9 protein-coding genes are annotated in these 13,683 nt (G+C 67.5%); 5 read left to right on the forward strand and 4 right to left on the reverse strand.

The features are described from left to right. Positions 1 to 2,114 (reverse strand): autotransporter outer membrane beta-barrel domain-containing protein (locus tag ACFOLC_RS15160; protein ID WP_386760103.1); only part of this gene is annotated, 2,114 nt, incomplete at its 3' end. A 289-nt stretch (positions 2,115 to 2,403) separates the two neighbouring features. On the opposite strand from ACFOLC_RS15160, the gene ACFOLC_RS15165 reads away from it, so the two are divergent. From ACFOLC_RS15165 to ACFOLC_RS15180, 4 genes are all read left to right on the forward strand, one after another. Then, complete coding sequence (locus ACFOLC_RS15165) at positions 2,404 to 3,090, forward strand: ion channel (protein WP_386760104.1); 687 nt, start codon at positions 2,404 to 2,406, stop codon at positions 3,088 to 3,090. Between the two features lie 254 nt (positions 3,091 to 3,344). Further along, complete coding sequence (locus ACFOLC_RS15170; RefSeq protein WP_386760105.1) at positions 3,345 to 5,681, forward strand: winged helix-turn-helix domain-containing protein; 2,337 nt, start codon at positions 3,345 to 3,347, stop codon at positions 5,679 to 5,681. Positions 5,682 to 5,824: 143 nt separating this feature from the next. Beyond that, positions 5,825 to 6,736 carry a helix-turn-helix domain-containing protein gene (locus ACFOLC_RS15175; RefSeq protein WP_386760106.1) on the forward strand — a complete coding sequence of 304 codons (912 nt, stop codon included), beginning with the start codon at positions 5,825 to 5,827 and terminating at the stop codon, positions 6,734 to 6,736. A 76-nt stretch (positions 6,737 to 6,812) separates the two neighbouring features. Further along, complete coding sequence (locus tag ACFOLC_RS15180; protein ID WP_386760137.1) at positions 6,813 to 9,764, forward strand: TonB-dependent receptor plug domain-containing protein; 2,952 nt, start codon at positions 6,813 to 6,815, stop codon at positions 9,762 to 9,764. Positions 9,765 to 9,925: 161 nt separating this feature from the next. Here the strand turns inward: ACFOLC_RS15180 and ACFOLC_RS15185 are convergent, their stop codons facing one another. The 3 genes from ACFOLC_RS15185 to ACFOLC_RS15195 form a co-directional block, all read right to left on the reverse strand. Beyond that, a complete protein-coding gene (locus tag ACFOLC_RS15185; protein WP_386760107.1) occupies positions 9,926 to 10,165 on the reverse strand; it encodes a hypothetical protein in 240 nt (79 codons plus the stop codon). Positions 10,166 to 10,403: 238 nt separating this feature from the next. After that, positions 10,404 to 10,892, reverse strand: coding sequence for a hypothetical protein (locus ACFOLC_RS15190; protein ID WP_386760108.1), 489 nt, complete (start codon positions 10,890 to 10,892; stop codon positions 10,404 to 10,406). A 61-nt stretch (positions 10,893 to 10,953) separates the two neighbouring features. Next, on the reverse strand, positions 10,954 to 11,445 hold the full coding sequence (locus ACFOLC_RS15195; protein WP_386760109.1) for a hypothetical protein: 492 nt from the start codon (positions 11,443 to 11,445) through the stop codon (positions 10,954 to 10,956). Positions 11,446 to 11,516: 71 nt separating this feature from the next. Between ACFOLC_RS15195 and ACFOLC_RS15200 the strand changes: the two genes are divergently transcribed. Next, positions 11,517 to 13,682, forward strand: a complete 2,166-nt coding sequence (locus ACFOLC_RS15200) for a RelA/SpoT family protein (RefSeq protein ID WP_386760110.1) — start codon at positions 11,517 to 11,519, stop codon at positions 13,680 to 13,682. Position 13,683: the final 1 nt, after the last annotated feature.

The following is a 13,683-nucleotide window of genomic DNA, read 5'->3' on the forward strand; positions in this document are numbered from 1 at the left end:
GGCGGAGGAGGCGGAGGAGGCGGAGGAGGCGGAGGAGGCGGAGGAGGCGGAGGAGGCGGAGGAGGCGGAGGAGGCGGAGGAGGCGGAGGAGGCGGAGGAGGCGGAGAGGGGCACGGCGGCGACGGTGCACCGGGAGCAGAACAGTCGATGGTCGAGCGCAGGAACCAGTTCTGCGTATCGGTGCCGGACAGCCCGCCGCGCCACAGCGTGTATTCGTACGGACCGGCGACCACCGGCGTACCCGCCAACGAGAACGCATCCACGACAGTCATGCCGCCGTTGATCGCGGCGATGAGTTCGATGCCGTTGCCGGTGGTCAGCGCACCGGCACCACCGGCGTTGGTGATCTGCAGCGATGAGGTGCCCGTGGCCTGGCCCCCGTCGATCACCAGGCGATCCGACGGCGCGTCATCGCCGGCCAATTGCGTGTGCAGCCCCAGCGTGCCGCCGGTGCCGACGTAGTCGTTCACCGTCAGTGTCTTGAAGGCAGTGCCGCCGTCGGGTGCATTGAACAGCACGAAGCTGGCATCGTTGACCAGGCGGCTGAGGTTCGAGTCGCCGGTGAGGTTCCAGGTCGAGCCGCCCTGCAGCGTCACGTTCGACGTGCCGCCGGCTTGAGTCAGCGCGTAACCGGTTAGCGTCGCTGCATCGCCGATGAAATTGAGCAGGCTCGGGTTGGCAGTGTTGGTGGCCACGCCGAGGGCCAGGCCGGAGTCGTTGGTCATGCGTGTGCGGGTGAAGCGGATGTCGGCCGCGCCGCCTCCCACCACGATGCCGTCGCCGGTGGAGGCAAAGCGCGAGTCCGTGGCATCCAGCGTCACCACGCCCGTATCGGAGGCCGAGGCCCTGATCGCTTCGGCCGAGCTGTTGTCCCCCACGTCGAATTCAGCGTTGGCGATCGTGGTCTGACCCGATGTCGCCAGGTAAACGCCATAGGCGTTACCCCCGGACACGCTGATGTGCGATGGGCCCGACAGCGAAACCGTGGATGCTCCGTTATAGACGCCGATGGCGCCGGCCTGGCTGGTCACCGCCAGGTCAGGACTTCCGCCCACGGTGATGGAGCTCCCCTTGTAGGCGGCAAGCCCGTACGCCCACTGCGTCGCATCGACGGTGCCGCTCAACACATTCACGCTGGCCTGGCTGCCGGCACCGCTGGCCACCACGGCGCGTGCAGTGAGCGCCTCCATGGCGACCTGCGCGGTCCCCGTGACGACGGTGGACCCGCCGTTGAAGGCGCTGATGGCATTGTGATAATCACCCAGCGTCGTACCGATGCCGGACATGGTGATGTCGACGTTCTCCGCGGTAAGTATGCCGAGATTGTTCGACACCAGTCCCCAACCCTCGGTACCGTCACTGGCGGTGGTGATCGACGTCATGCCAGTCAGTGCAATGCGGCTGTCGAACCGCGCATACACGCCGTAGGGCCTGTTGGAACTGGCGGTGATCGACAAGTCCCGCGCGGTCACGGTTGGCACCAGGTTGCCCGTGCCGAGCAAACCCGCGTAGATACCGGTGGCGCCGATTTCCGGGGTCGGCGAACCGCGCCCCTCCACGCTGATAGTGGTGCCCGTGCCCAGGTCGATGACGCCGCCGTACTGGACCATGACGGCACTGTACCCGGACGAGTTGGTGGCGATCACGCCGATGCCACCGCCTCCCGCGATGCCGATGGCATTGGGTACGCCGCCGACATCGCCCGCTGCAACCAGGGCCGAGACGTACATCCCGCTGGCGGTGACCACATCGCCGGTGTTCAACATCAGCGGTGGCACGGTGCCGTAGACCGTGCCCACCAGGACGGCATTGGGGTCGGCTCCCAGTGGCTCGCTTGGCTCGGCTTCCTGCGCATGACTGCCCAGCGGCATGGCGCAGGCCATCATGCAAGCCAGCGCCAGGATCCGGCGCCGTGGCATCCCTGGATAGCTGCTCGATCGTACAAAAACGTCGGGCCTGTCGTCAGTGCGGAACAGCCCGCTTTCAGCTCTTTGGCGGCTGCCTGGTACGTAGTCTGTCGCGGCCCCTGGTGCTATGGAGGTCAATATGGAAAAGCGTGAGGCGTATTCCTCGCGACCGCGTCCGATGACAGGCCGTCCATTCCGCAACTCCATGGTCACCTCCGTGCGCTATCCGTCGAGCTCTTATAGGTCCCCATGTGACAGGGCGGTGAAGCAGCGGATGGATCTCAGGCTCGGAGAACGCGCTCCAGGTGATCGCTCTGCAGCTCATCAATGGCCCGGTACAAATGGCGGCGCGTCACCCTGTAGAGTTTGAACGGCGCTACGCGCAACGAGGGGGCTGAGTGTCCACGGAACTCCGGGCGATTCAGGCCGGGCCTCGTCCTGGCACGAGGTCGGGCCCGGGTGTATGGCATTGCAATCTGCGGCACACTCGGCCGCCATGAGCGAACCCCGCCTGTCCTCCCTGCGCTGGCGCGTGACCGTGCGCCGACACCCGTCGGCGTTCCTGCTGGCCGTGCAGTTGCTGAGCCTGGTGCTGTACCCGCTGTTCGACGAGATGCGCGGCGGGCGCGTGGTGTTCGGCGCGTTCGGCGTGCTGGCGCTGGCGCTGGCGGTGTGGGTGGTGAACCGCAGCCCGGCGATCAAGTGGATCGCGTGGTTGCTGGCGGTGCCTGCGTTCGGGTTCTCACTGCTGTCGGTGCTGTTTGCCAGCGAGTCCCTGCTGGTGCTCTCCTCGGCGCTGGAGGCGGCGGTGTACTTCTACGCCGCCGGCAGCCTGATCGCCTACATGATGAGCGACCACCGCGTGACCTCCGACGAGCTGTTCGCAGCAGGCGCCACATTCACGCTGCTGGCCTGGGGCTTCGCCTACGTGTTTGTGGTCTGCCAGGCCTGGTACCCGGGCAGCTTCACCGGTGCACTCAATCCGGGGCAACCGCGCAGCTGGCTGGAGCTGCTGTCCCTGAGCTTCACCAACCTTTCCGCCGTCGGTCTCGGCGATGTGATCCCACTGGGTTCGACCGCGCGCGTGCTGGTGATGCTGGAGCAACTGGCCGGCGTGGGGTATCTCGCGGCGGTGGTGTCGCGCCTGATCGGCCTGACGCTGTTGCGTCATGAGCGCCGCTGAGAGTCCGTGAGACGGGCAAAAAAAAACGCGCGGATCGCGCGAATGTCGGAACTGTACGTTCTGTTAAGACGTCGGCGAGAGAGGGCCTGAAAGCCACCCCGGATGAATGGGGTTAGCCCAAAGGACGTTAGAATGTCTGGCCGCGCTGCGCTTTCCCGATCGCGCCTGCGCGTTTTGCCAAGTCTGTCGGTTGGCCGATTCAGGCCGAAAGTCACATGACGGCTGTTCAGCTGGCCTCGCACCATTCCGGATTCATGCCCAGACCCTCCGAGCCAATCCCGCGCGCCCTGCCATCCGATCGGCTGCGCGTGGGCGAGTGCCTGATCGACGTACCGCTGCGCGAGATCCGCGCACCCGGCAAGCGCCGTGCATTGCGGATCACGCCGAAGTCGATGGGCGTGCTGCTGGCGCTGATCGACCAGGCCGGGCGTGTGGTCAGCCGCGATGCGTTGCTGACCGAGGTGTGGCCGGACACATTGCCAACCAACGACGTCATCACCCAGGCCATCACCCAACTGCGCAAGGCCTTCGATGACGAGCGCGGCAACCCGCGCTACATCGAAACGATCGCCAAGAACGGCTACCGCCTGCTGGCGCCGGTCGAATGGCTGGCGGCGGATGCCGCGTCGGGCGAAGACGCCGCGGGTGATCCGGCCGACGCGCGCTGGTCCGATCCGACCCGCACCACCGCGCAGTACCCGGCCATCGCCAGTCTTGATCCGACCGAGCCGCTGGCACCGGTGCCGCTGCCGGAGCCGGCGCGCACGCGCGCCACCTGGCGCTCGCTCGCCGGCGCCACGGTGACGGTGACGGCATTGGTCGTGCTGCTGCTGGCCTGGGCGGGGCTGCGCGAGCGCTCGCCGAGCGAGGCCACGCTGACAGCAGGCACGCAGACGGTGCGCGCTGAGCGGCCGTACCGCTTGATCACCTCGATGCCGGGTTTCGAGCTGGCGCCGACGCTTTCCCCGGACGCGTCACTGGTGGCTTACGTGGCCATCCCCGACGGCCAGAAGGGCACAGCGATCCTGGTGCAGACCACCGAGCCGACCCAGCCGCGGCAACTGACCCGGCCGCCGGACGGCGCCGACGACAGCGCGCCGGCCTGGTCGCCGGACGGTCGCTGGATCGCCTTTGCCCGTCTGCAAGCCGGGGTCCGTTGCACGATCCGGATGGTGGCCCCCAACGCACGCGGCGAACACGAAATCGGCGGCTGCGACCACCGCAGCCCGCCTTCGTTCGACTGGACCCCGGACGGCAGCGGCCTGATCTTCGGCAGCATGACCAGCGAGCGCGGCCACCATGGCCTGCGTGTGCTCGACCTGGCCAGCGGCCAGTGGCGCCCGGTGCCCTACCAGGCCAATGCCAAGGATGTCGACAGCGCGCCGCGCTACTCGCCGGACGGGCGCTGGATCGTGTTCGTGCGCAACGCGCCGCTCGGTGATTTCTGGCGGATCCCGGCCGAGGGCGGCGTCGCCGAGCGCCTCAGTCGGCTGCGCACCGACGTGCGCGGCTGGGACTGGTTGCCCGACGGGCGTGCGCTGTTGTTCGGCAGCATGATCGACGGCGACAGCCACGTGTTCCGGCTGGACCTGGCCAGCGGCGTGGCCAGCGCCATCCCGATCGCCGATGCCCAGGCGCCGTCGGTCGCGCGGGCGCGGCCGGCGGCGGCCTTTGTCCGGCGCAAACCCTTTTTCGGACTCTATCGGGTGGCGCTGGGCAGCGGTGGGCCTGGGGCGGTGCATGTGGTCGAGCCGTTGTTCCCCTCGTCGGCGCGCGACATCCTGCCGGCGGTAGCCCCCGACGGGCGGCAGTTGGCGTTCGTGTCCGACCGCTCCGGCGACAACGGATTGTGGTGGGCCGACCTCGAACAGCCCGACACGCTGCGGATGGTGGGCGGGGTGCGGCCGATGACGCGCTACGCGCTGGCCTGGTCTGCCGACAGCCGACGCCTGCTGGTCACTGGGGTGGGCCAGGACGGCCGCGCCGTGGCGCACGAGGTGACGCCCGCCAATGGCCGCGTGACCCGGCTCGACCCGCCGGTGCCGGAGCCGCTGCAGGCCGTGTACCTGCCCGACCCGAACCGGCTGCTGGTGCTGACCGGCACCGACGATGGCCGTCTGCGCCTGCACCTGTTCGATCGGGCCCAGCGCCCCTGGCGCTCGCTGGCTGCCATCGACGACGTGTCGCAGGTCCAGGTCGACGCCCGGGGTGGCCGGGTGTTGTTCACCCGGCTGACCCAGAGCGGTCTGTGGCAAGCCGACCTGGGCCTGTCCACGCCGAGCATCCAGCGGATCGATGCCGAGGAGCCGGTGGCCGACCATTACCGGTTGTGGGCCGTCGACGAGGCGGGGCAGGTGCGCTACCTCGAGCGACGGCACAACTGTGCTGCCAGCCTGCGCCGGATCGTTCCGGCCGACACCGCCGCGCCGCGCTGCCTGGACCAAGGCCGGCGCTCGGCGATCAACGGCTTCAGCCTGAGCCCGCGCGGTGACACCATTTACCTGGCCCTGGCCGAGTGGGACGGCGCCGACATCGGCTTCATGGAGCTGCCACCGGAGCCGAAAGCCTTCGCGCCAGGATGGCTCAAGTAACTGATTAAAATAAGAAATATTCTTTCGTAACTCCTTCGGCTCGGGTTTCGTTGCGAATTCGCATAAGTCTCCGGCAAGTTTCCTGATCCGGCGGCCCGTCTCAGGCAAATCCATTGGCCATTCTCGGCACATGAGGTGGACCAATGGAGCAAGTGCAATGGGCGGACCGCGGGCAGCTGCTGCAGCTCGATACGCCGGACGGCGCGGTTCAGGGTGGCTGCATCGGCGTTTCGCGGCTGGGTAGCGCGCAGATCTCCGGTGGGTTCTCGATCTGGGTCCAGCTGCACGGCAGCTCGTGGGTCGAGGCCAAAGAGGGCAAGTTCCGCCTCAAGGGCGGCGACTGGATCGCCTTCGAGAAAGACTCCAAGCCGGTGGTGCAGGCCGACCGCACCGGCGTCTGCGTCGGTCTCACGCTGTCGAGCGACGCCTTGCGCGAGATGACGCGCTTCGCCGATCGCGGCCTCTACGCCGGCCGCGGCCACATGTCGCGCCGCGATGCCCGCATCAGCCTGCGCCTGTGGCGCGAGGCCGCGGCGCGCCTGGGCGAGGACGCCAGTTTCGACACCACCGCACTGCGGCCGATCCTGCTGCACCTGGCCGGCGTCCAGCGCGATCTGGCCGCGCGCATCCCGCGTTGCCCGGGCCGCTCGCGCAGCCGCAAGCGCCAGGTGTTCGGGCGCCTGCAGCGCGCCCGTCTATACCTGGAAGGCAACTGCGACCGCGTCGTGCGCATCAGCGAGTTGGCCGAGTTGACCAGCTTCTCCAGCTGGTACTTCTCCAAGACCTTCCACAGCCTCTACGAAGAGAGCCCGCAGGCGGCGTCGGCGCGCATGCGCCTGGAGCACGCGGCGGAGCTGCTCACCAGCACCTCGATGATGATCGGCGAGGTCGCCGCGGCCAGCGGTTTCGACAACTGCTGCAGCTTCGCGCGCGCCTTCCGCGCCCGTTTCGGCCAGTCCGCGACCCGCTACCGCAGCGCGGCCGTGTCCTCGCGGACACATTCGGCAAAGTCTCTGGTGGGCAATCGCAAAGCGGCGGCGTTCACCGGGACGTAACTTCTCCAAGGCGTTTAACACGCCCATAACGATTACTGGAGAGAGATAGATGAATCACCGCAATCTGCGCACCGCGATGCGCGTCGGCATGCTGCCGGCCGGTATCGCGATCGCTTTGGCGCCGGCGTTTGCCAGCGCGCAGGAAGGTGGCGACCAGGCCGCCACCACCCTCGACCGCATCGAAGTCACCGGCTCGCGCATCCGTCAGGTTGACGTCGAAACCGCCGCGCCGGTGCTTCTGATCAGCCGCCAGGACATCGAGAACCAGGGCTTCAACTCGGTTGCCGACATCCTGCAGAACATCACCGCCGCCGGCTCGCCGGCGATCAGCCGCACCTCGCCGCTGTCCTCGGGCGAAGAAGTCGGTGGCCAGTACATCGACCTGCGCAATCTCGGTGCCAACCGCACCCTGATCCTGGTCAACGGCAAGCGCCTGGGCATCACCAACGGCGGCATGCAGGACGTTGCTTCGATCCCGGCCGCGATGGTCGAGCGCATCGAAGTGCTGAAGGACGGCGCCTCGACCACCTACGGTTCCGACGCCATCGCCGGCGTGGTCAACATCATCACCCGCAAGAACTTCGAAGGTGCCGAAGCCAGCGCCTACATCGGTCAGTACGACCAGGGCGACGGCACGCGTCAGGTCTACGACTTCCTGCTGGGCTTCAGCGGTGACCGTGGTTCGCTCACGGCCGGCGTCGAATACACCAAGGAAGACCCGGTTTGGGCGCGTGATCGCTGGTTCGCGATCGACCGTTACCCGACCGGCGAGAAGACCCCGGCCCGTCCGGGCGGCCTCTCGGGCACCACGCAGTACGGTCGTTTCAGCTACGACACCGGCAATGTTAACGCCGACGGCGACCCGATCTTCGCCAACCGCACGCTGAACCGCGCTGTGGCCGGCCTCGACCCGCGCGACTTCGCCAACTACCGCAACTCCGCCGGCGACACCTCCAACCCGGCCGAGCAGTCGACGGTCTACACGGGCATCGAGCGCAAGTCGGTGTTCCTGAACGGTCACTTCGACATCACCGACTCGGTCGGCTTTGACACCGACGTGCTGTACACGGACCGTGAGTCGTTCGCGCAGAACGCCGGTTACCCGTACCAGTCGGCGCGTTTCGGCACCCCGATGTCGGCGGACAGCTACTTCAACCCGGTCGGCAACCAGGCCGTCGCCAACGGCACCATGCCGGCCGGCGTGGCCCCGCAGGACATCGACTTCGTCCGTCGTGGCTGGGAAGTGCCGCGCCAGGTCCAGAACAACCTGACCACGTTCCGCTTCACCGGTGCGTTCAGCGGCGCGTTCGAGATCGGCGAGAAGTTCTGGGACTGGGACGCAGGCTACCTGTACAACCAGAACAAGGGCGTCCAGATCAGCACGGGTAACCTCAACACCCAGGCCGTCGGCCTGGCGGTGGGCCCGTCGTTCCTCAACGCTGACGGCGTCGTGCAGTGCGGTACGGCTGCCAACCCGATCCAGCTGGGCGTTGGCGGTGGCCAGTGCACGCCGTGGAACCCGCTGGTGCCGGCCGGCTACGGCGGCCAGAACACGGCCTCTGATCCGAACGTTGCCGGGTTCCTGTACCTGCCGGGCCAGGCTCTGTCGGAAACCGAGACCACCAACTACTTCGCCAACCTGTCGGGCACCATCGCCACTCTGCCTGCCGGTGACCTCGGTGTCGCCGTGGGCGTGGAGCACCGCAAGGAAAGCGGTTCGTTCTCTCCGGACGGGCTTGCCCAGACCGGTATCTCCACCGACCTGGCCGGCGGCCCGACCGCGGGCGGCTACAGCCTGGACGAGGTCTATGCCGAGTTCCTGGTGCCGATCCTTGCGGACGTGGCCTTCGCCAAGGAGCTGAGCGTCAGCCTGGCGAGCCGCTACTCCGACTACGACACCTTCGGTGACACCACCAACAGCAAGTTCGGCTTCAAGTGGAAGCCGTTCGAGCAGTTGCTGGTGCGCGGCACCTGGGCCGAGGGCTTCCGTGCCCCGACCGTGTCGGACCTGTACGGTGGCCTGTCGCAGACGTTCGACGAGTACACCGATCCGTGCGATACCTCGTTCGGCAATGCCGCCGGTACCCCGCGCTGCCTGCAGGACGTCCCGGTCGATTTCCGTCAGCCGAACGCTTCGGGCACGGAACCGGCCCCGGGTCCGAATGAGGCGACCAGCATCGCGTTCATGTCGGGTTCCAACCCGGAGCTGACCCCGGAAACCTCGACCTCCAAGACCCTGGGTTTTGTCTGGAGCCCGAGTTTTGCCGAGGGTCTGAACCTGTCGCTCGACTGGTACAACATCAAGATCGAGAACACCATCATCAATGACACGGTGGGCACGGCTCTGGCGGATTGCTATGTGCGTGGCATCGAGTCGCGCTGCAACGCAACCGTCGGTACCCGCTTCACCCGTGACCCGGTGACCGGTGTGGTCACGGCAGCCACCCGTACCGGCGTCAATGCCGGTTACCAGGAGGTCGAGGGCTACGACTTCGACGTCAGCTACAGCCTGGATACCGCCTACGGCAAGTTCGGCGCGGCCTGGCAGAACAGCTACGTCACCAAGAACGAGCTCAAGACCGACAACCTCGCCGAGAACCCGCCGTCGCAGCAGAACGGCTTCGGCGGCTACTTCCGCCTGCGTTCGAACCTGAACCTGAGCTGGGAGAAGGGCGACTTCGGTGCGTCGTGGGGCATGCGCTACTACTCGGGCGTGAAGGAGAACTGCTCGTTCACCGCGACTGCGGCCAACATTGCCGCCGACCGGGTGCGTTGCACCCTGCCGAACTACTCGGCACCGGACACCGGCGGCAACATCACGCCGATGAACGAGATCGGCGCCAACACCTTCCACGACCTCCAGGTCCGCTGGAATGCCCCGTGGAATGCCACCGTGTCGGTCGGCGCGAACAACGTGTTCGACCACCAGGCCGCTCCGGAATACGACCAGCCGAACTCGGGCTACTCGTACTACGGCGGTTACGACATCGGCCGCTTCGTGTACATGAAGTACCAGCAGCGCTTCTGATCGACTGCAAGGCAACACGCAACACCACTACGGCCCCGCAAGGGGCCGTAGTTTTTTGTGGCGGGCGGAATCAAGTTCCAAGTGCGCCGCGATTGGGCACGCCCCGGATCTTTGAGATAGTGCTCGAAGAACACTTGGCCGGTGGCTTGCCGGACCTGGGTCTAGCGTGGCCGGTTGTTCATCACCCAGGCCACGTCATTGGCGCGCAGCAAGTGCACCGACAGGTCGGTGCCCCTGAGGAAGTACTGGCGCAGCAGGCTATTGATGATCTCGCAGATACCGCGCTGCCAGGGGCTGTGCGGATCGGCGAAGTAGATGGTCAGTCCGGTGCAGTTGCTCAGTGCGATGCAGCACCATCCTTGCCTTGACGTAGTCAGTGTCTGGCGTGCAGCGTCGGGCAAGGTGCGAATGCCTGCTGGAAGTCGTCCAGCACGCCCCTTGATCTTGGGCCAGCAAGAGATAGTGACTCGGCCGCGTCAGCGGACGGAAAGCTTTGGCTTTCAAGAGCAAGCGATCAAGGCAACGTCCCCGGATGCCTGGCTACCGCCGCGGTAAAGCGGAGCCCGCCTTCGCGGGAATGGCAGCCCAAGGCAAACGTGACGGCGAAGTGTTCACAAACAAGATCGATGGCTCCCGGCCTCAATCCAGCCGCTGCACCTTGGCACTCGAGTTCTGCCCCTCGACCTGCAGGTACCAGCCGCTGAACAACCCCGGCGCGATCGTGACCTTGGGGTTCTGCTGCGTCTTGCCCTTGCCGAGCGAGAGGCTACCCTCGGTGACGCGCCAGCGCTGGCCGTTCGCGAGCTCGAACACGGTGCCGTTCGACCAGCCGCTGAACGAACCCTTCAGCGTGCTGCTGATCGGCTCCTTGCTGGCACGCTCGGGCGGCTTGCCCTTCTGCTCGTCGCGCACGGACTGCTCCACCTGCTGGGCGACCACCGCCTGCTCCTGGCTGAGCAACTTGTTGAGCAGGGCCAGCTGCGCACTGCTGAGCGCGTCCAGGCCGGTCGCCTGCATCTGCTCGGCGCTCAGGCGCTGCTCGATGTTGACGTACGACTGCTGTGCAACGGCGACCAGCGGGGCGAGGGCGAGCAGGCTGCTCAGGGCGAGGGTCGAAAGCAAACGCATGGGAGTCTCCAGGAGCAAACGGGTTACGGCGATGCAGTGTGGTGGCCGATGACGGTGCGGATCATTTGATCCGGGTGACTTCGGTGCGCGTGTTGAAGCCCTGCACCTTCATGTACCAGATGCTGCCGATGATGCTGGGGGTGATCGTGACCTGCGGATCGGTGAGGCGGGGGCCATGGAGCTTGGCCTGGTCGCGCTGTCGCCAGATCTGGCCGTTGTCGAGGGTGTAGCTGCGGCCTTCGCCGAAGCCGCGGAACTCGCCGACGATGCGCGCCTGGATCGGTTCGTCCGAACCGAAGGTGGCGAAGCCGCGGTTCTCTTCCTCGACCTTCTTCTTGGCGGCCTGCGCGGCCTTGGTGGTCTCGACGTCGAGCTTGCCGTTGAGCCAGGCATTGAGGTTGGCCAGCTGCTGCGGGCTGAGCCGGTCCAGGCCGGCGGCCTGGAACTGCTCCGGCGTCATCTGCCGCTCGATCGCCTGCTGCTGCGCCAGCGATTGCGGGGAAGCGAACAGCAACGCGGCGGCGATGAGCAGACTCGGCAAGATCGAACGCATGCGCTGTTCCTCCAGGCGGTTGACGGCTAGTGTAGACCTTCCCCTGTGTCGATCCGAACGTCCCGCGTGCCATGGCAACACCGTCTTCCGAGCTGAGCGCCGTGCTGGCGCATCCGGCGACCGCGACGATCGCGGCGCCGCTGCGACGCGCGTTGCAGCAGGCCGCGGACAATCCGCAGGCCGCTGCCGATGCCCGCGATCCGGCGCCGACCGTGGCGAGCATGCTCGATGCGTTGGCCCTGCTTGGCGCCGATGGCGACACCGTGGTCGCGGCGACCCTGCACGCCTATCCGGCTTGGCAGACCGGCCTCGGTCCGGTCATCGAGCACGACTTTCCCGCGGTCGCGGCCTTGCTCGACGGCCAGCGCGCCGCGGCCCAGGTCTGGGCGCTGCATGCCGAGCGCCACGGCCAGTCCGGCAGCGAGGGGCTGCGCCGCCTGTTGCTGGCGATCGTGCGCGACCTGCGCGTGGTGCCGATCCTGCTGGCGCGCCAGCTGGCGCGCATGCGCCATGCCGAGCGCCTGCCCGAGGCCGAGCGCCGCGAACTGGCGGCGCTGACCCGCGACATCCACGCGCCGTTGGCCAACCGCCTGGGCATCTGGCAGCTGAAGTGGGAGCTGGAGGACCTGGCGTTCCGCTACCTGGAGCCGGCGACCTACAAGCAGATCGCGCGCCTGCTCGACGAAAAGCGCGTGGACCGCGAGCGTTACATCGAGCAGGTCAAGCACACGCTGCGCGAGGCGATGGCGGCGCAGGGCGTGCAGGCCGAGATCGCCGGCCGACCCAAGCACATCTACAGCATCTGGAAGAAGATGCAGCGCAAGGACGTGCCGATCGGCGAGCTCTACGACCTGCGCGCGGTGCGGGTGCTGGTCGACGACCTGGGGGCCTGCTACGCCGCGCTCGGCGTGGTGCACGCGACCTGGGCGCCGATCCCCAGCGAGTTCGACGACTACATCGCCCGGCCCAAGCGCAACGATTACCGCTCGCTGCACACCGCCGTGGTCGGCCCCGAGGGCAAGACCCTGGAGGTGCAGATCCGCACCCACGACATGCACCGCCAGGCCGAACTCGGCGTGGCCGCGCACTGGAAGTACAAGGAGGTCGGCAGCCACAGCGCCGACGCCGCGTTCGACCGCAAGATCGCCTGGATGCGCAAGCTGCTGGAGGCCTCGGCCGACGGTGCCCGTGACGAGGCCGCACTGGCCGGTGAATTCGACACCGAACTGGTCGAGGACCGCATCTACGTGCTGACCCCCAAGGGCGAGGTGATCGATCTGCCGGCGGGGGCGACGCCGCTGGATTTCGCCTACCACGTGCACACCGAGGTCGGGCACCGCTGCCGCGGTGCCAAGGTTGACGGCCGCATCGTCCCGCTCGACCACAAGCTGCGCAGCGGCGACCGCGTCGAGATACTCACCGCCAAGACCGGCGAGCCGCGCCGCGACTGGCTGGTGGTGGCCAACGGCTTCCTCGCCAGCAGCCGCTCGCGCGACAAGGTGCGGGCGTGGTTCCACAAGCTCGACCGGGCGCGCAACGAGGTCGCCGGCAAGGACCTGCTCGACAAGGAGCTGCGCCGGCTTGGCCTGCTCGGCGCCGACCTCGCGCCGGCGCGCGAGAAGTTCAACCTCGCCGTTGACGCCGACCTGTACGTGCAGGTGGCGCTGGGTGACATCGGCCCGCATCAGGTCGGTCGTGCCCTGCTCGAGCACGAACGCGCCGCGGCCGCGCCGGTGGCGCCGTCGGCGACGACCGTCACGACCGTGCCGCCACCGCGGCGCCAACCGCGCAAGACCACCGACTTCACCGTCGAAGGCGTCGGCAACCTGCTGGTGCAGCTGGCGCGTTGCTGCCAGCCGGTGCCGGGCGAGCCGATTGTCGGTTACCTCACGCGTGGCCGCGGCGTCAGCGTGCACCGGCCCGGCTGTGCGTCGTTCGAGCGTCTGGCGACGGCCCAGCCACAGCGGGTGCTGCCGGTGGAATGGGGGCGTGCGGGCAGCGGCTACGAGGTCGACGTCGAGGTGCTCGCCCTCGACCGCAAGTGGCTGCTCAAGGAAGTGACCAACGTGATCGCGCAGGGCAATGCCCATGTGCTCAGCATCCGCAGCGATGTCGAGCGCAATGGTGCGCGCGTGCGCCTGCGCTTGCGCCTGCGCGTGGCCGACTACGGCCAGCTGTCGACCCTGTTGGGCAAACTGTCGTCGCTGCCCGGGGTGGAGCACGCGCAGCGCTGTTGAG

This window comes from Lysobacter cavernae (assembly GCF_042648505.1).
Lineage (GTDB): Bacteria > Pseudomonadota > Gammaproteobacteria > Xanthomonadales > Xanthomonadaceae > Lysobacter_L > Lysobacter_L cavernae.